The 16715-nt window shown below is 70.9% G+C and carries 15 protein-coding genes and 1 pseudogene; 9 read left to right on the top strand and 7 right to left on the bottom strand.

What is annotated here, in order from left to right:
- Together XM48_RS18235 and XM48_RS05685 are read left to right on the top strand one after the other, a co-directional pair.
- Positions 1-560 (top strand): annotated as a pseudogene (locus XM48_RS18235) (hypothetical protein); the annotation flags it as partial.
- 6 nt (positions 561-566) lie between these two features.
- Complete coding sequence (locus XM48_RS05685) at positions 567-2408, top strand: DEAD/DEAH box helicase (RefSeq protein WP_046454832.1); 1842 nt, start codon at positions 567-569, stop codon at positions 2406-2408.
- A 153-nt stretch (positions 2409-2561) separates the two neighbouring features.
- Here XM48_RS05685 and XM48_RS05680 read toward each other — a convergent pair whose 3' ends face one another.
- Both XM48_RS05680 and XM48_RS05675 read right to left on the bottom strand, forming a co-directional pair.
- The gene (locus tag XM48_RS05680; RefSeq protein ID WP_046454831.1) at positions 2562-2852 is read right to left on the bottom strand and encodes a DUF4287 domain-containing protein; all 291 of its coding nucleotides are present in this window, start codon (positions 2850-2852) and stop codon (positions 2562-2564) included.
- A gap of 41 nt (positions 2853-2893) precedes the next feature.
- Complete coding sequence (locus XM48_RS05675; RefSeq protein WP_046454830.1) at positions 2894-3250, bottom strand: cupin domain-containing protein; 357 nt, start codon at positions 3248-3250, stop codon at positions 2894-2896.
- A gap of 78 nt (positions 3251-3328) precedes the next feature.
- On the opposite strand from XM48_RS05675, the gene XM48_RS05670 reads away from it, so the two are divergent.
- A complete protein-coding gene (locus XM48_RS05670) occupies positions 3329-4333 on the top strand; it encodes a DUF5937 family protein (RefSeq protein WP_046454829.1) in 1005 nt (334 codons plus the stop codon).
- Positions 4334-4562: 229 nt separating this feature from the next.
- A complete protein-coding gene (locus tag XM48_RS05665) occupies positions 4563-6659 on the top strand; it encodes an acyl-CoA dehydrogenase (RefSeq protein WP_046454828.1) in 2097 nt (698 codons plus the stop codon).
- 208 nt (positions 6660-6867) lie between these two features.
- Here the strand turns inward: XM48_RS05665 and XM48_RS05660 are convergent, their stop codons facing one another.
- Complete coding sequence (locus tag XM48_RS05660; protein WP_156174938.1) at positions 6868-7881, bottom strand: hypothetical protein; 1014 nt, start codon at positions 7879-7881, stop codon at positions 6868-6870.
- Positions 7882-7985: 104 nt separating this feature from the next.
- Between XM48_RS05660 and pip the strand changes: the two genes are divergently transcribed.
- Entirely contained in the window at positions 7986-8963 is a 978-nt protein-coding gene (gene pip / locus XM48_RS05655; RefSeq protein ID WP_197074153.1) for a prolyl aminopeptidase, read from the top strand.
- 24 nt (positions 8964-8987) lie between these two features.
- Here the strand turns inward: pip and XM48_RS05650 are convergent, their stop codons facing one another.
- Positions 8988-9884: an ABC transporter substrate-binding protein gene (locus XM48_RS05650; protein WP_046454827.1), complete on the bottom strand. Its 897-nt coding sequence runs from the start codon at positions 9882-9884 to the stop codon at positions 8988-8990.
- Between the two features lie 483 nt (positions 9885-10367).
- Between XM48_RS05650 and XM48_RS05645 the strand changes: the two genes are divergently transcribed.
- Both XM48_RS05645 and XM48_RS05640 read left to right on the top strand, forming a co-directional pair.
- Entirely contained in the window at positions 10368-10988 is a 621-nt protein-coding gene (locus XM48_RS05645; protein WP_156174937.1) for a hypothetical protein, read from the top strand.
- 153 nt (positions 10989-11141) lie between these two features.
- On the top strand, positions 11142-12029 hold the full coding sequence (locus tag XM48_RS05640) for a neutral zinc metallopeptidase (protein WP_046454825.1): 888 nt from the start codon (positions 11142-11144) through the stop codon (positions 12027-12029).
- A gap of 10 nt (positions 12030-12039) precedes the next feature.
- On the opposite strand, the gene XM48_RS05635 is transcribed toward XM48_RS05640, so the two are convergent.
- Entirely contained in the window at positions 12040-12954 is a 915-nt protein-coding gene (locus XM48_RS05635) for a LysR family transcriptional regulator (RefSeq protein ID WP_046454824.1), read from the bottom strand.
- Positions 12955-13053: 99 nt separating this feature from the next.
- Between XM48_RS05635 and tdh the strand changes: the two genes are divergently transcribed.
- Positions 13054-14097 carry an L-threonine 3-dehydrogenase gene (tdh, locus tag XM48_RS05630; protein WP_046454823.1) on the top strand — a complete coding sequence of 348 codons (1044 nt, stop codon included), beginning with the start codon at positions 13054-13056 and terminating at the stop codon, positions 14095-14097.
- Entirely contained in the window at positions 14097-15314 is a 1218-nt protein-coding gene (locus XM48_RS05625; RefSeq protein ID WP_046454822.1) for a glycine C-acetyltransferase, read from the top strand. The genes tdh and XM48_RS05625 overlap by 1 nt, the downstream gene beginning before the upstream one ends.
- Here the strand turns inward: XM48_RS05625 and XM48_RS05620 are convergent.
- Together XM48_RS05620 and XM48_RS05615 are read right to left on the bottom strand one after the other, a co-directional pair.
- Entirely contained in the window at positions 15311-16216 is a 906-nt protein-coding gene (locus XM48_RS05620; protein ID WP_046454821.1) for a LysR substrate-binding domain-containing protein, read from the bottom strand. The genes XM48_RS05625 and XM48_RS05620 overlap by 4 nt on opposite strands.
- Positions 16213-16551 (bottom strand): MGMT family protein, encoded by a 339-nt coding sequence (locus XM48_RS05615; protein WP_046454820.1) that lies wholly within the window; start codon positions 16549-16551, stop codon positions 16213-16215. Before XM48_RS05615 ends, XM48_RS05620 begins: the two co-directional genes overlap by 4 nt.
- Between the last annotated feature and the right edge of the window lie 164 nt (positions 16552-16715).

Below are 16715 nucleotides of genomic sequence, written 5' to 3'. Positions count from 1 at the left end.
AGCCGGAGCCGGAGCCGGAGGGAGAGCCGTCCGTCACCGCAGCCGAGGCGGACGCCGACTCCAGCGGATCCGACGTGCACCCCGACCAGGGCGCCGAGGCCGAGGTCTCGCCCGAGCTCTCCGCGCTGCTCGGACGTCTGGGCCTCCCCCTCGACACCGAAGCCGAGCCGGCCGAGCCCGAGAACGACTCCGTCGAACCGGCCGAGTCCGTGACCGAGACGGCCGCACCCGTGGCCGCGGAGGCCGCCTGGGCCGACCTGCCGTCAGCGCTCCCCGAGGCCCGCATCGAGTCCGAGCCGGAACTCGCACCGGAGCCGGAGCGGGAACCCGAGCCTGCATCGGAGCCGGAACCCGAGCCCGAGCAGGAGCCCGAGCCCGCAGCTCCCGCACTCGATCCCATCGAGCTGCCCGCGGCCCCCGAGCCGGATCCCGCGAAGCCGGCTCCGCCGGTCACCGGCGAGCTCGACTGGGCCGAGCTCATGTGGCAGGCCACGCACGACGCCGAACCCGACGGCGACCAGCACGACGGCCCGGGCTCCGGCCCCGCCGCCCAGCGATAGGCAGAGATGAATCAGCGTCGGCGCGGCTATCGCGCACCATCCGACTACAACCCGAACCGAGGCAAGTCCTCCGGGCGCCGAGGGCGCCCGGGCGGGCGATTCGGTGACGACCGGCAGAACGGCCCCGCCGACTCCCCGGAGCGTCCGCGGCGCGACTCCGATCCGCGCGCCGGGCAGGACCGCGGCGCCGAGCGCCGGGGTTCGGACCATCGCGGAGGCCGGGACACCGGCCGCGACGCCGGTCGCCCCGACCGCGCCCGACGGGATCCGCGGGACCGCGGTGCCGCCCGGAGCGAGCGCCCCGATCGCGCGACCGAGGGGTCGAGGGATCGCGGATCCGGCCACGGCTCGGGACGCCAGCGCGAGTCGCACCGCGACGCCGCCGCGCAGAACGGCGGTGCGCGGGTCTTCTCCTTCGATGCCGACGGCATGCCCCGCGGCGGTGCTGCGCCCGGCGGGGAGCGACCGCGTTCGGAGCGTCCGCATCGCGAGCACGGCGAGTCCCGCGGGCACCGCCCGCAGGCTGCCGGTCATCGCCCGCAGGATCGACGCGAACCGCCGCAGCGCGGGTCGCAGGAGCACTCGGTCTCCTTCGAGCGGCTCGAGGCGAAGCGCACCTCGGCGGAGGACGTGCGGGGTCTCGGCTTCGCCGACCTCGGCCTCGGCGGCAACATCGTGCGCGCGCTCACCGAGCTTGGCGCCGAGCGGCCGTTCCCGATCCAGGCCGCCACGATCCCGGACGCCGTCGAGGGACGCCACTTGCTGGGCCGGGCCCGCACCGGATCCGGCAAGACCATCGCGTTCGGCGCCGCTCTCGTCGAGCGCATCCTGAAGCTCAAGGCCGAGGGCGTGTTCCGCCCGGATCCGCCGAAGCAGCGCCGCGAGCGCGGCGTCGCGCAGAAGCGGCAGAAGGGCGAGAAGCCGAGCGTGCGCGCGCCGAAGGCGCTGATCCTCGCACCCACCCGCGAGCTGGCCCTGCAGATCGACCGCACCGTGCAGCCCATCGCACGGTCGGTCGGGCTCTACACCGGCCAGTTCGTCGGCGGATCCCCGTTCGAACCGCAGCTGCACGCGCTGCACCGCGGCGTCGACATCGTGATCGGTACGCCCGGCCGCATCGAGGACCTCGCGCAGCGCGGGATCCTCGAACTGCGCGACGTGCACGTGACCGTGCTCGACGAGGCCGACCACATGTGCGAGCTCGGGTTCCTCGAGCCCGTGCAGCGGATCCTGCGCCGCACCGAACGCGGCGGGCAGCGCCTGCTGTTCTCAGCCACGCTCGACTGGGGCGTGCGCGACCTCGTCGACGAGTTCCTGCAGAACCCCGCCGTGCACGAGATCGCGGAGGACGCCGAGGTGCAGGGCGACGTGACGCATCGCGTGCTCGTCGTGCTGCGGGAGGACAAGGACGCGGCGCTGGTCGAGCTCGCGCGCCGAGGCAAGCGGGTCATCGTGTTCTGCCGCACCCGCGCCTACGTCGATCGGTTGGCGGAGCTGTTCGCGGAAGAAGGCCTCCGCGTGACCGCGCTGCACGGCGACCTGGCTCAGGCGAAGCGCGAGCGCAATCTCCAGCGCTTCGCAGAGGGGAAGGTTCCCGTGCTCGTCGCGACCGATGTCGCCGCCCGCGGCCTGCACGTCGACGACGTCGACCTGGTGATCCAGGCCGATCCGCCGGGCGACGCCAAGACCTACGTGCACCGCGCGGGACGCACCGGCCGGGCCGGCCGCGACGGGGCCGTGCTGACGGTGATCCCGCGCACCCGGCAGAAGCGTACGCGCGAGCTCTTCGAGCAGCTCGGGATCGAGCCCGACTCCTTCGGCGACTTCGCGCCCGGCGACGAGCTGTAGCGGCGGGGCCATCCCGCGGTCGCTGTTCGCTCAGCCGGATCCGAGCACTCAGCCGGACCGATTCCTCGAACCGATCCGGCTGAGCGCTCAGATCCGGCTGAGCGCGCGACGGCGCTGATCCGGCGTCGTCGCGAGCGGCACGGCTGCCTGCGGTCAGCTCGCGGGGTTCGAATCCTTGCCGTCGAGCCAGAGCACGTCGCTCGCGTCGGCGTGCGTGCCGTCGGAGCCGACGTGCTTGTCGCTGATCTGCGGTCCCTTGGTGATCACGTGCACGAGCGCCATGCCGTGTCCGCGGCCGAGGCCGTAGTCGGCCTGTAGCCACTCGAGGATCGGGGTGGCCTTCGTGCCCGGCCCGAACCCGCGCTCGTCGGCGAGCTCGATGAAGCGGCGCGGCGTCAGCCCGGTCTTGGCCTCGATGTTGTCGAGGTAGCTCTGGAACGACATGGGGGTCTCCTTCGATGGGGTGGTCGGTGCCGGCCGGGTGGTTAGTCGAGGTCGGTCTGGATGATGACGGGCGAGGCGTGGATCCCGATGACGCGCAGCGGCCCGGATCCGGAGTTCTCGAAGCGGTGCGGCATGCAGGGCGGGCCGGTCACGGTGTCTCCCGCAGTGCCGCGGATGGATGCTCCGCCGACGGTGAAGGTCGCCTCGCCCTCGAGCACGATCCAGGTCTCGGCGTACGGATGCCAGTGGAGACCGGTGCCGCGGCCCGGCGCGTAGTCGATGGAGAAGTAGGAGACGCCCGCACCGTGGTCCATGCCCTGGAAGCGGCGGGTGCCGCCCGTTCCGAACACGATCTCCTCCGGTGCGACCAGTGTCGCTGCGGCCGGGTTCTCGGTCATGATGCGCTCCTCTCGGTCGGTGATCCTGCGCTGGATCCACTCTCCCGGTCCACGGCTCCGGACGCGTAGAGTTTCGATATGGATCGAAAGACGGCGCAGTCGCATCACGTCGACTTCCGGCTCAGTCCCGGCGATATCCAGGCCGTGCGCTTCGGGATCTCGCCCGGGCACGAGCTCGCGCACGCGGTGCGGGTGCTCCTGCGCCCGGCTCACTACCCGCTGCAGTGGGGATGGCTGAAGCAGGTGCGGGATCGGATGCCGCGGGAGCCGTTCGGGCTGCTCTCGGAGGTCATCGGAGCCGACGGGTACCTGCCCGACTTCCTCACGACGACCGCGCGCTGGGATCTGACTCCCGAGGCCGAGCTCGCGGCGCTGCGCGCGGCGGCACTGCCGGGCATGCGCGTCGACCTCGGCAAGATGGTGGATCGATCGAGCGGGGAGCGGCGGGCCGCGCTGGAACGGATGCGCGCGGATCCCGAGCGGGCCCGCGCGCGGATCGCCGATGCCTGGGCGCAGGTGTGGGAGGCCGCGCTCGCTCCGGTGTGGCCGCAGCTCGAGCGGATCCTGCGGGCCGACATCGCGGTGCGCTCGCGGACGGTCTCGGCCGACGGGCTGGCGGCGATGGCGTCGCGGATCCACCCCGCGGTGAGCTGGGGCGACGGCGCGGTGCGCGTCGTGCTGCGCAAGCACAGCGAGCAGGTCGACTGCCGGGGGAGCGGCCTGGTGCTCGTGCCCTCGGTGATGAGCTCCTGGGGGTGCATGGTGCTGACCGAGCCGCCCGCCCAACCCACGCTCTACTACCCCGCACGCGGGGTGACCGCCGAGTGGGCGCGGGATTCCGGTGCGGCGCGCGACGCGGTCGCGGCGCTCGTCGGGGCGGCGCGGGCCGAGATCCTGTTCGCGGCGCACGTCGCGCGCACGACCTCGCAGGTCGCGGCCGACGCCGGCCTGGCGATCTCGACGGCGTCGCACCACCTCTCGGTGCTGCGCGGGGCCGGTCTCGTGTCGAGCACCCGCGATGGCGCGCGCGTGCTGCACCTGCGCACCCCGCTCGGCGAGGCGGTGATCGGTCAGGCGATCTGAGGGCGCATTCGTCGGTCCGACAGCGTGCGCGGCGCATGGCGCTGATCGACAGCGAGGAGCGCTTCTGTTTGGAGAATGCGCACAATCGGCCCGGGCGTCGATGCGGCACCGCTTTGTGGGGTCGAATCGGATCGATTGCCGTTGCCGGAGGTCGCTCGTAGCCTGGCGATATCGCCCGCCGCGATGCGCGCGGGCGCAGCCGTTCGTCTTGGATCGTCGAGGAGCACAGATGACCGCAACGCAGACCGTCGCCCAGCAGAGCGCCGCCGACCGCACCGCAGCCCCGCAGCAGGAACCCGCCCGCATCGACGTGCCGGCGGTCGCCGATGCGCTGCTCGGCCGCTGGAAGGAGGAGCGCCTCGCGTCCCGCAAGCTCGTCGAGGACCCGCGGCTGCAGACGATCCCGGGTCAGCCCATGCCCGAGCACCGCGAGCGCGCGCTCGGTCAGCTCGGCATCCTCGTCGAGGAGGGCGCGATCCAGCGCGCGTTCCCGAAGGACCTGGGCGGCGGCGACAACCACGGCGGCAACATCGCGGCGTTCCAGGAGCTCGTGCTCGCGGATCCCTCGCTGCAGATCAAGAGCGGGGTCCAGTGGGGGCTGTTCGGCGCGGCGATCCTGCATCTCGGCACGCGCACGCACCACGAGAAGTGGCTGCCCGACGTGATGAGCCTCAAGCTCCCGGGCGCCTTCGCCATGACCGAGATCGGGCACGGCTCCGACGTCGCCTCGATCGGCACCACGGCGACCTACGATCCCGCCACCGAGGAGTTCGAGATCCACACCCCGTTCGCGGGGGCCTGGAAGGAGTTCCTCGGCAACGCGGCGCTGCACGGCCAGGCCGCTGTCGTGTTCGCCCAGCTCATCACCAAGGGCGTCAACCACGGCGTCCACGCCTTCTTCGTCCCGATCCGCACTCCCGACGGCGAGATGCTGCCGGGCGTCGGCAGCGAGGACGACGGTGTGAAGGGCGGCCTGAACGGCATCGACAACGGCCGCCTGCACTTCTCGCACGTGCGGATCCCGCGCGAGAACTTGCTCAACCGCTACGGCGACGTCGCAGCGGACGGCACCTACTCCTCGGCCATCCCAAGCCCCGGGCGCCGCTTCTTCACCATGATCGGCACGCTCGTGCAGGGTCGCGTCTCGCTCGACGGCTCGGCGGTGAAGGCGATGATGGCGGCGCTGACCATCGCGATCCGGTACGGATCCGAGCGCCGGCAGTTCCCCGGCCCCGACGGCCGCGAGACCGTGCTCCTCGACTACGGTCTGCACCAGCGCCGACTCATCCCGCGCATCGCCGAGACCTACGCCATGGCGTTCGCGAGCGAGCGCCTGCTGACCACCTTCGACGAGGTGTTCTCGGGCGTGCGCGACGACGACGCGCACCGCGAGGATCTCGAGACGCTCGCCGCGTCGCTCAAGCCGCTCTCCACGTGGGCCGCGCTCGACACGCTGCAGGAGGTGCGCGAGGCCTGCGGCGGCGCCGGGTTCATCGCCAAGAACCGCGTCGTCGGGCTGCGCGCCGACCTCGACATCTACGTCACCTTCGAGGGCGACAACAACGTGCTGCTGCAGCTCGTCGGCAAGCGCCTCCTCACCGACTACGCCGCGCAGTTCGCGGGCGGCGACAAGGCCGCGCTCGCCAAGGCGGCGGCCAGCCAGCTCGGCGACCGCGTCAGCCGCTTCGGCCTGCGCCAGATCGGCCAGAGCGTCGCCGATCTCGGCCAGGTGTCGCGCTCGGTCGAGCAGCTGCGCGAGACCGAGACGCAGCGTACGCTGCTCACCGATCGGGTGCAGACCATGGTCGCCGAGATCGCGGGCGCGATGCGCGAGGCGACGAAGGACGTGCCCAAGGGCGACAAGCGCGCGAAGGCGATCGCCCAGGCCGACGCGTTCAACGCGCAGCAGCACAAGTTGATCGAAGCCGCCCGCGCGCACGCCGAGCTGCTGCAGTGGGAAGCGTTCACCGAGGCGCTCGATCGCTTCGACGGCGAGACCCTGCGCGTGCTCACCTGGCTGCGCGACCTGTTCGGGCTCGGCCTGCTCGAGAAGCACGCGACCTGGTACCTCGTGCACGGACGCCTCTCGGGGCACCGCGTCGAGGCGATCACCGCCTACGTGGATCGCTTGATCGGCCGCGTGCGCGAGCACGCGCTCGACCTCGTCGACGCCTTCGGGCTCACGCCGGGCATGCTGCGCGCCGAGATCGCGACCGGCATCGAGGCCGAGCGGCAGCAGGAGGCCGCCGACTACGTGCGGGAGCAGCAGGCGGCGGGCACCTGGCCGATCCACGAGAAGCAGCTGCGCAAGCAGCAGCAGGGGTAGGGTTCCGCGGAGTGGGCGTTCGGGTCCCTCCCCGCCGGGAGTGGCCCGAACCTTGCTACTCGGTCCGATCCGCGCGATCCGGGTCCGCCGCTCCTCCCGCCTGCCAGATTCCAATCCGCCCGAGACGCCGCGCTGCCCGCGAGACACCGCTTGGCTGCCTGGTGTCTCGCTGGCGGAGCGGTGTCTCGGTGAGCAGGGGAGTGGCGTCTCAGCCGAAGGGGTCGCGGGGGATCCGGACGCCGAATGAGCGCAGCATCGACGCGAACGTTCCGATCGAGCCGAGTTCGGGATGACCCCAGCGGATGAGTCGTTTCTCCGTTACGCCCGTGATCCAGTCCTGCCGCCGCTTCTCGGCGTAGAGCGCGCGTTCGACCGCGCGATCTCGCGCACCCCGGTCGCCGTCGGCCGCCGAAGCGGTGTACTTCGCACGCCCGTCAACCTCGCAGAGGATGCCGAGGCCGCTGAGCTCGAGATCGACCCAGTAGGTCCCGCCGTTCGGTGACGGTACCGGCACCTGCAGCTCGGTCTCGAAGCCCAACTTCGTCAGGAACCAACGGCTCGCGCTTTCGAGCGGCGACTCCGCCCGCGGATCGGCGAGCTCCAGCACGGTCCTGGCCGCGCGGACCCCACGCGCGCCCGGCATGGTTTCGAGCACGGAGAGGAAGCGTGCGCGGGTCGGCCCGACTTCTGAGGGATCCGAGCCGGGGCGGGAGAGTGCTCGGAGCGCGGCGTCCGCGCAGCCGAGGGCAACCTCCGGTGGCGCCGTGCGAGCGATGTCAAGAGCCGTACGGGTCAGCGTCGTGCAGCGGAGGCCCGCGACCGTTGTGACCTCCTCCGGATCCAAGCGATCCGCGTGCCGCGTGACGGAGCGCATCGCCCGTGAGCGTCGGGAGTCTCCGAGCGTCATGAGATGCACCGTCGACGCCCGGAAGCGGTACACCGGGAGTCCATGGATCGCCGCCGCCGAGGTGCGGCAGAACACGTCCTCCGGCCCGAGGTTGCTGCGCACCGCCAGTATCGCGAGCAGATGTCGGTCCTCGGCGGAGAGACGCCGCCAGACCGCTCCCTCGACGAACCGGCCGCGCGCGACGCGGACCAACCTGCCCTGCTGGACCGCCGCCGCGATCCAGCGATCGTTCACCATCGCGGAGTTGAGCCTGGACCGAGTGGTGAGCAGCGACTGGAGCCGAGCGAGCCGCCGGTCGGGTGTTTCATGCGCCATGGCAGGAGCCTGGTCGATCGGACGCTGGAACGGAACGCCCGATGAATGCCTGTGGATAAGTCGCTCGGAGCTTCGGCGCGAACCACCCTCACTAGGCTGAGGGTATGACCGCACCGCTGCGCACCCTGTACCCCGCGATCGAACCGAACCGTTCCGGCCTGCTGCCGGTGGGCGACGGGCACGAGGTCTTCTGGGAGGAGAGCGGCAACCCCGCGGGCAAGCCGGTCGTGTTCCTCCACGGCGGTCCGGGCGGCGGCGGCTCACCCGACCACCGACGGTACTTCGATCCCGCGAGATACCGCATTGTGCTGTTCGACCAGCGCGGCTGCGGCCGCAGCATCCCGCACGCGAGCGCGCCCGACGCCGACCTGTCGACGAACACCACCTGGCACCTCGTCGCCGACATCGAGCGCCTGCGCGAGCACCTCGGCATCGACCGTTGGCAGGTGTTCGGCGGATCCTGGGGGTCGACCCTGGCGCTCGCCTACGCGCAGACCCACGCCGACCGCGTGACGGAGCTCGTACTGCGCGGTATCTTCACGCTGCGCCGCAGCGAGATCGACTGGTTCTATCAGGAGGGCGCCTCGCAGCTGTTCCCGGACGTCTGGGAGGAGTACCTCTCGGTGATCCCCGAAGCGGAGCGCGGGGACCTCGTCGCGGCGTACCACCGCCGCCTGTTCGACGCGGACCCGGCCGTGCACACGCCCGTCGGTGTCGCCTGGACCGTGTGGGAGCACTCCACGATCCGGCTGATCCCCGACACCGCGGCGATCGCTGCAGCCCGCACCGACACGGCCATGGCGGTCGCCTTCGCCCGCATCGAGAACCACTACTTCTCGAACGGCGGGTGGATGGAGGACGGCCAGCTGATCCGCGACGCCGCCGAGAAGCTCGCCGGGATCCCCGGGGTGATCGTGCAGGGTCGCTACGACGCCTGCACGCCGGCGACCACGGCGTGGGATCTGCACCGCGCCTGGCCCGAGGCGTCGTTCGAGATGATCCCCGACGCGGGCCACGCGGCGAGCGAGCCCGGCATCGTCGACGCGCTCGTGCGCGCGACGGACTCGTTCGCGGATCGCTGATCGCAGCCGTCTCCGCCGGGACCGCTACGCCCGGGCGCCGTTGACCGTCGCGCGGTCGACGGCGCCGGACTCGAATCCGGCGCCGCGCAGGATCTTCCCGTACGTGCCGTCGTCCATCAGGGACTGCACCGCAGCCTGCACCGCCCGCGTGAGCGCACTGCCGCGGGGCGTCACCAGCCCGTACGGCGCGGCATCGAACACGTCGCCCGACAGCTGCAAGTGATCGCCCAGCTGCGCGACGGCGTCGCCGGCGATCGGAGAGTCCGCGGAGAAGGCGTCAGCGCCTCCCGAGGCGACGGCCTGGGTGGCTTCCGGTTGCAGGCTGAACGCCACGACCCGCAGCGGTTCCTTCCCCGCCGCCACGCACTTCTCGCTGCGGGCCGGGAGCTCCACGGTCTCCTGCACGGTCGTCGCCTTCACCGCGATCCGCAGACCGCACGCCCGGTTCGGATCGACCGGCTTCCCCTTGGGGGAGACCCACTGGGATCCTGCTTCGTAGTAGTCGACGAAGTCGACCGACTTCTGGCGTTCGACGGTGTCGGTGAACGAGGAAGAGCTCATGTCGAGGGTCCCTCCGTGGATGCGGGGAATGATGCTGTCGAACTGCATGGACTGCCACTGCGGCTTCAGTCCGAGTCTCGCAGCGACCGCGTCTCCGAGGTCGACGCCCCATCCGGCGGGTGCCCCGCTCGCGTCCTTGAACTCGTTCGGGGGATAGTTCGGGTTGATCCCGATGCGGAGGACGCCCCGGTCGCGCACGTCCTGCGGGAGCAGCTCTTCCGCGGCGGGGTCCGGCGCGATGTGCGAGATGAGGCTCACATCGACGCTGCTGCGCGAGCCTCCGTCGTCGTTCGTGCATCCTGCCGTTCCGAACAGGAGCACTGCCGCGGCCAGAGGTGCGGTGAGGCGGGAAATCTTCATCGATCCGGATCCTTCTGCGTGTCGGGGAGGTCGGATCAGGCTACCGGTTACCGAATCGGAATACGGGAAGGGTGACATTGCTCTCCGCGCCCGTGGCGGCTCGCCGAGTCCGGGCCGCCGAGGGCGCGGTCCCGTTCCGTCGGATCCGACCTGCGCGAACCTCGGGGGACCTCATAGAATCGGTCGCAGCGGGCGGTCATCGGCCGCGAACCGTCGGTGCGCACCGCACGGGCGGAGCACCAGCGGGAGCGCGACATGACCTTCTGTTCGCAAAGTCAGTCATGTGGACTGGGAAATCGTGTGATCCTGCGGATTTGGAGCTAGTTTCCGTGGGCATTTTCGCGGACAAACCTGCTCGTGGACACCAGCTAGACGGAACGTGTGTTCGGGCGGGACGGTCAGCGACCACTCCACCCGCGCGTAACGAAGAGTGTGAGGATTCGCCCCCGCCTGTATGCGTTGTGGTGGCGCTATGTTCAGGGCATGCAGATTCTTGGAACAGTGACCAGTCCAGACGTCTTCCAGCTCTTGAGCGGATTCCTTGGAGCTCTGCTCTCGGGTCTCGTCATGGTTCTCGTCCTTATCGTCACTCTGCGCGTCCAAACTCGGCAGCACCGGGAGCAACTTGAAGCGCAGAGAAAACAGTTTCTCGAACAGCGGGATGCGAACGAAGCGCTGTTGCGGAAGCAACTCGATCTTGAGCGGACGGACGCCACTCATCGAGAGATTCTCCGTCTACGGTTCAACGTTGTAATAGCAATTCTGGACCTTGAGCGCATTGCGACCACGCACCTCGATCGAGACAAGTACGCCGCGAGACGGTACGAGATTCTTGCGTTGAACCGAGCCATAATGTCTCACCTCCAGGCAAGCCGGCGGGCCGAGTACTCACGGATCATTGATCTTCATGACCGCGTTGCGATCACGCTTGCTCAGCGGGTCAACGCTGGTATTCCCACGGGTGCCGACTACGCAGCTGAGCACGGGAAGCTTGCTGGCTTGCTTGAGGCGTGGATCGACGCCTACGTCGCTGGGAATGATGAGGAGGGGTTCGCCGTAAATGAGAAGGTGCGACGCTCGCACGAGAGCCTCGATGCAGTGTGAATCGTTGCTGCTCTCAAGGAAAATGGCGTCACGCGGGTCCGCAAGGAGTCCGAAAAACCTCTCATCACGCCCTAGAATCGGTCACAACAGGCGGCCAAAGATCCGCATGAAATCAATGCTCGCAGCACCAGGCGATCACCAGCGGGAGTAGCTTTGACCTTCAACGACAACGCCCAGATCGACACCAGCGGCGTGCAGCGCCGTCGCGGCGGCGCCGGCGGCAAGGTCGCCGTGGGCGGCGGCATCGGCATCGTCGGCATGATCGTGCTCTTCGCGCTCTCCAACATCCTCGGCGTCAACCTGACCCCGCTCGCGAACTCGATCACGACGGATCCGGTCGGGACGGGCCAGGAGCAGGCCACGGGCATGGATCAGTGCGCCTCGGGCGCCGACGCGAACCGCGACGACGACTGCCGTCTGGCCGGCGCGAGCAACTCGCTCGACCGGTACTGGGCGGAGCAGGTCGGCGGGTACCGCTCGCCCGGCTTCGTCATCTACGACGGGGTCACGAGTTCGCCGTGCGGCACGGCCTCGAACGCGACCGGCCCGTTCTACTGCCCGAGCGATGAGACGGTGTACATCGACCCGACGTTCTTCGCGACGCTGCGCACCGACTTCGGCGCCTCCGCCGGTTCGCTCGCTCAGATGTACGTGCTCGCGCACGAGTGGGGGCACCACATCTCGAAGCTCATCGGATCCCTCCAGAGCGCGGGCAACGCCTCGGGCGCGAGCTCGGGGTCCGTGCGCCTCGAACTGCAGGCGGACTGCTTCGCGGGCGCCTGGGTCAAGGATGCGTCGACGATCCCCGACAAGAACGGCGTGCTGCTCCTGAAGCCGGTCACGAAGGCGCAGATCGCCGACGCGCTCGATGCGGCCGCCGCGGTCGGCGACGACAACATCATGAAGCGCTCGGGCCGCGGCGTGAACCCCGACGCGTTCACGCACGGCACCTCCGAGCAGCGGCAGCGCTGGTTCATGACCGGCTACGAGAAGGGCCCCAACTCCTGCGGCACCTTCGACGTGGCGGCGAACCAGCTCTAGGAGATCCCGGTCAGGACCCCAGCGCGATGAGCCCGGCCATGGCGGAGCGCAGCGCCATCACGACGAGCTGCACCGAGCGCCGGTGCAGGTTCTCGGGACGGGTCAGCACGTCGATGCGCCGCGTGGCGCTGATCCCCGAGAGCGGGCGCAGCGCGAGACCCTCCGCCGCGCGGCCGACCGTGTAGCGGGGGACCAGTCCGATCGCGCCTCCCGCTGCGACCACCGACGCCACCGAGCCGTAGTCGTTGATGCGGTGCGCCACGGTCAGCGGGCGGTCGGCGAGCGCCGCGACGGATCCGAGCAGATCGTCGGGGGAGAAACCGCCGCGGCTCGTCACCCAGCGCTCCCCGGCGACGTCCGCGGGGCTTAGCGCGGAGCGCGACGCGAGCGGGTGGCCCACGGCGAGAGCCACGTCGATCGGTTCCTGCGCGAGGGGCAGCGCCGTCAGGCCGTCGGCCGGCCACGGAGGGCTGTGCTCGAGGCGGTGCGCGAGCACGAGGTCGTGGTGGGCCGTGAGCGCCGGGAACTCCTCCTGCGAGACGTCCTCGTCCGAGAGGTGCAGTTCCGGGCGCTCGGGAAGCGCCTCGAGCTCGGCGAGCACGCGGCCGTAGAGCGCCTGCCCGACGCTGTGGAAGCCGCTGAGGGTCACCGCGCCCGTCGACGACTGCTCGAAGTCCTCGACCGCGTGGCGGGCGGCGGCCATCGCCTCGACCACGTCGACTCCGGCCCGTGCGAGCGCGCGACCGGCCTCGGTGAGCGCGAGCGCGCGACCCTGCCTGCGGGTGAGCGGCGTGCGGAACTCCCGCTGCAGCGCGGCGATCTGCTGCGACACGGCCGAGGGGGTGACGTGCATCATCTCGGCGACGGCGGTGACGCTGCCGAGGGCCTCGAGCTCGCGCAGCACTTCGAGCTGCCGCAGTTCCATCAGCGCTCCGATCCCGACTTCGATGATGAAGGTCTATCTACAGAGATAGTGAAGACACTAGCGCTTGTTCTGAATCCTCGGGGGCGCGAGATTGGACGCATGAGAGCACTCGTGAAGACCGCGCCGGGCGCGGGACTGACCCTGACCGACGTGCCCGAACCCATCTGCGGGCCGGGCGAGGTGAAGATCCGGATCCTCCGCACGGGGATCTGCGGCACCGACCTGCACATCATGCGCTGGGACGACTGGGCGGCGGGCAACATCGCCGCACCGCTCATCCCGGGGCACGAGTTCTACGGCGAGGTCGTCGAGGTCGGCGACCAGGTCTGCGACGTCGCGATCGGGGACCGGGTCTCGGGCGAAGGCCACATCGTCTGCGGCACCTGCCGCAACTGCCGGGCGGGCCGTCGGCAGATGTGCATCCGCACCGTCGGGCTCGGACTGCACCGCGACGGCGCGTTCGCCGAGTTCCTGACCCTGCCCGCCAGCAACGTCTGGGTGCACCAGGGCGACATCGCGCCGGAGCTCGGCGCGATCTTCGATCCGCTCGGCAACGCCGTCCACACGGCGCTCGCCTTCCCGCTCGTCGGCGAGGACGTGCTCGTCAGCGGCTGCGGGCCCATCGGGCTCATGTCGATCGCGATCGCCCGCCACGTCGGGGCGCGCTTCATCGCCGCGACCGACGTCAGCGCGCAGCGGCTCGCGCTCGCGCAGGGCCTCGGAGCCGACGCGGTCGTCAACGTGGCCGAGCGCCGGATCCGCGACGCTCAGGGCGAGCTCGGCATGCGCGAGGGCTTCGACATCGGGTTCGAGATGAGCGGGGCACCGACCGCGCTGCCCGAGATGCTTGAGAACCTCAACCACGGCGGCCGCGTCGCCATGCTCGGACTGCCGAGCTCGGACTTCGCGGTCGACTGGGGCAAGGTCGTCACTCACATGCTCACGCTCAAGGGGATCTACGGGCGCGAGATGTTCGAGACCTGGAACGCCATGGCCGCGATGCTGCAGACGAGCGCCGAACTGCGCGAGCGGATCTCCTCGGTGATCGCCGAGGTGCGGCCCGCGCGCGAGTGGGAATCGGCGTTCGCCGCCGCGGGCGCGGCGAGCACGGGCAAGATCATCCTCGACTGGACGGAGCTGTGATGTACGGAGCATTCAAGGAGCACGCGGCCGACGAGCTGCGCGGGATCGACGAGGCGGGCCTCACCAAGGGCGAGCTCGGGATCCGCGGGGCGCAGGGCCCCCGGATCCGGGTCGCCGGAGCCGACGCGGGCGACGGAACCGCCCCCGGGGAGCGCGAAATGCTGAACTTCTGCGCGAACGACTACCTGGGCCTCGCCGACGATCCGCGGCTCGTGGCCGCCGCGAAGGACGCGCTCGACGAGTGGGGCTACGGTCTCGCGAGCGTCCGGTTCATCTGCGGCACCCAGACCCAGCACCTCGACCTCGAACGCCGCCTCGCCCGATTCCTCGGCGTGGACGACGCGATCCTGTTCTCGTCGTGCTTCGACGCGAACGGCGGCGTCTTCGAGACCCTGTTCGGCGCCGAGGACGCGATCATCTCGGACGCCCTGAACCATGCCTCGCTCATCGACGGGATCCGCCTCTCGAAGGCCCGCCGTCTGCGCTACGCGAACGGGGATCTCGCCGAGCTCGAAGCCCGCCTGCGCGAGGCCGCCGACGCGCGCTTCCGTGTGATCGTCACCGACGGCGTGTTCTCGATGGACGGCGCCATCGCCCCGCTCGAAGCGATCTGCGACCTCGCCGAGCAGTACGCCGCGCTCGTGCTCGTCGACGATTCGCACGCGGTCGGGTTCCTCGGAGCGCACGGGCGCGGCACCCCCGAGCTGCGGGGCGTCGAGGGGCGCATCGACCTGCTCACCGGCACCTTCGGCAAGGCGCTCGGCGGGGCGTCCGGCGGCTACGTCGCCGGGCATCGCGAGGTCATCGCGCTACTGCGCCAGCGCGCCCGCCCGTACCTGTTCTCGAACACCCTCTCGCCGGCGATCGTCGCAGGCACCCTCGCGGCGCTCGACATCGCCGAGGGCGCGCACGACGCCCGGGAGCGGCTCGTCGCGAACGCCGCACGGTTCCGCTCGGCCATGGAAGCCGAGGGGTTCGAGCTGCTGCCCGGCGAGCACCCGATCGTGCCCGTCATGTTCCGCGACGCGGTGCTGACCCAGCGGGTGGCCGAGGGCATGCGCTCGCGGGGCGTGTTCGTGACGGCGTTCAGCTATCCCGTGGTGCCGAAGGGAGAGGCGCGGATCCGCGTGCAGCTCTCGGCGGCGCACACCCCCGAACAGATCGACGCCTGCGTCGCGGCGTTCGTCGCGGCCCGGGAGGACGTGGCCGGCGACTAGCGCTTGCGGCGCTTCGCCTGCTTCTGCTTCTCGGCCGCCTTCGCCCGCTTCGCGCGTTCGCGCTTCTCGGCCGCGGCGGCGAGCTGCGCCCCGCGGGAGTTCTTCGGCAGGGCCCGCTTGGGCGCCTTCGCGCCCGCCTGGCCACCGGCCTGCTTCGCCGCGGGCTTCTTCGCGGCGGGCTTCCGCTCGGGCCCGCCGGACTGCCCGGCTCCGACCGAGGCGCTCGCCGCAGCATCATCCGCCTGGGCCGCGTCATCCGCGCCCGGATCCTCGCCGCGCGAGCTGCGGCCCGTGCGGCCGCGGAGCACGCCGATGAACTGCTGCACCGTCGCGTCGTCGCGCGAACGGTCCCAGCTCGCCCAGATCTCGGTGCCGGGCAGCTCGAAGGCCGGAGAGAGCGGCACGATCACGTGCGCGCGCTTGTTCGCGAGGTGGCGCGCGAACGGCAGCGGCAGCAGGATCCCGCCCAGGCCGGTCCCGACGAGCTCGAGCGCGGCGCGCACGTTCTTCGGGGCCCAGGACGGATCCGCCCAGGGCTGCGGCTCGGGCCACTCGGCCGCGTGGTCGGGGTGGTCGAGCAGGTGGACCAGGGCCAGACCGTCGGGCTCGATCACGGTCGCCTCGGCGAGTTCGTGCTCGACGGGCAGCACGAGCGCGAGCGACTCGACGTAGAGGCGGACGCCGTGCCGGGTGCGATCCTCGCCCGAGGACGACTCGGCCTCGCCGCCCGGCGCGACCCGCTCCAGCAGCACGTCGACGGGCTCCTCGCCGGCGGGCAGACGCCCGGCCGGGGTCAGCGGAACCAGCACGAGCGGGGTCTCGGGGAAGATCGCCTTCCACCGGTTCGCCCACTTGGTGGGGGCGACCCCTCGGGCGAATCCGAGGCGCAGGGGTGCGTTCACGGGGCGATCCCTTCGTAGATCTCATGGTCCCAGCCGAGACGGGCGCTCGACAGGGCGATGCGGTACCCGTCGGGCTTCGGCTCGCCGCGCAGCGGCGTGCCCTCCTCGAGGTAGTGCGGCAGTGCGGAGGCCGAGTGGCCACGGGGCGGCTCGCCCGAGGACGGGACGACCCGCCACCAGGGAACCGCGTGGCCGAACAGCGCGAGCACCTTGCCGACGGCGCGCGGCGCACGGGATCCGATGGCCTCGGCGATATCGCCGTAGGTCATCACCCGCCCTTCGGGGATGCGCGCGACGACCGCGAGCACCTGCTCCACGAACTCATCGGACGGCATGGAACCAGGATAGGCGGTGCCCGGCCGTCCGCTCCGCCGCGGGCGGTGGTCGTGTCGAGGGGCGGGCTGCCCTTCGAGGAGCGGCATTCCTGCTGAGAGTCGGTGCTCGTGTCGGGGAACGGTGCTCCTGTCGAGAGCCCCGCATGAATGTCGTCATTCTGCCC

The organism is Leucobacter sp. Ag1, assembly GCF_000980875.1.
In the GTDB taxonomy this organism is placed as follows: domain Bacteria; phylum Actinomycetota; class Actinomycetes; order Actinomycetales; family Microbacteriaceae; genus Leucobacter; species Leucobacter iarius.
The sequence above is the reverse complement of the archived record's forward strand: the minus strand, read 5'-3'. Positions and strand labels throughout refer to the sequence as shown.

What these genes read in the sequence shown, in the direction of transcription:
- XM48_RS05685 (WP_046454832.1), top strand. Translation starts at nt 567, where the DNA reads ATGAATCAGCGTCGGCGCGGCTATCGCGCACCATCCGACTACAACCCG.
- XM48_RS05680 (WP_046454831.1), bottom strand. Translation starts at nt 2,852, where the DNA reads ATGTCGTTCCAGAGCTACCTCGACAACATCGAGGCCAAGACCGGGCTG.
- XM48_RS05675 (WP_046454830.1), bottom strand. Translation starts at nt 3,250, where the DNA reads ATGACCGAGAACCCGGCCGCAGCGACACTGGTCGCACCGGAGGAGATC.
- XM48_RS05670 (WP_046454829.1), top strand. Translation starts at nt 3,329, where the DNA reads ATGGATCGAAAGACGGCGCAGTCGCATCACGTCGACTTCCGGCTCAGT.
- XM48_RS05665 (WP_046454828.1), top strand. Translation starts at nt 4,563, where the DNA reads ATGACCGCAACGCAGACCGTCGCCCAGCAGAGCGCCGCCGACCGCACC.
- XM48_RS05660 (WP_156174938.1), bottom strand. Translation starts at nt 7,881, where the DNA reads ATGGCGCATGAAACACCCGACCGGCGGCTCGCTCGGCTCCAGTCGCTG.
- pip (WP_197074153.1), top strand. Translation starts at nt 7,986, where the DNA reads ATGACCGCACCGCTGCGCACCCTGTACCCCGCGATCGAACCGAACCGT.
- XM48_RS05650 (WP_046454827.1), bottom strand. Translation starts at nt 9,884, where the DNA reads ATGAAGATTTCCCGCCTCACCGCACCTCTGGCCGCGGCAGTGCTCCTG.
- XM48_RS05645 (WP_156174937.1), top strand. Translation starts at nt 10,368, where the DNA reads ATGCAGATTCTTGGAACAGTGACCAGTCCAGACGTCTTCCAGCTCTTG.
- XM48_RS05635 (WP_046454824.1), bottom strand. Translation starts at nt 12,954, where the DNA reads ATGGAACTGCGGCAGCTCGAAGTGCTGCGCGAGCTCGAGGCCCTCGGC.
- tdh (WP_046454823.1), top strand. Translation starts at nt 13,054, where the DNA reads ATGAGAGCACTCGTGAAGACCGCGCCGGGCGCGGGACTGACCCTGACC.
- XM48_RS05625 (WP_046454822.1), top strand. Translation starts at nt 14,097, where the DNA reads ATGTACGGAGCATTCAAGGAGCACGCGGCCGACGAGCTGCGCGGGATC.
- XM48_RS05615 (WP_046454820.1), bottom strand. Translation starts at nt 16,551, where the DNA reads ATGCCGTCCGATGAGTTCGTGGAGCAGGTGCTCGCGGTCGTCGCGCGC.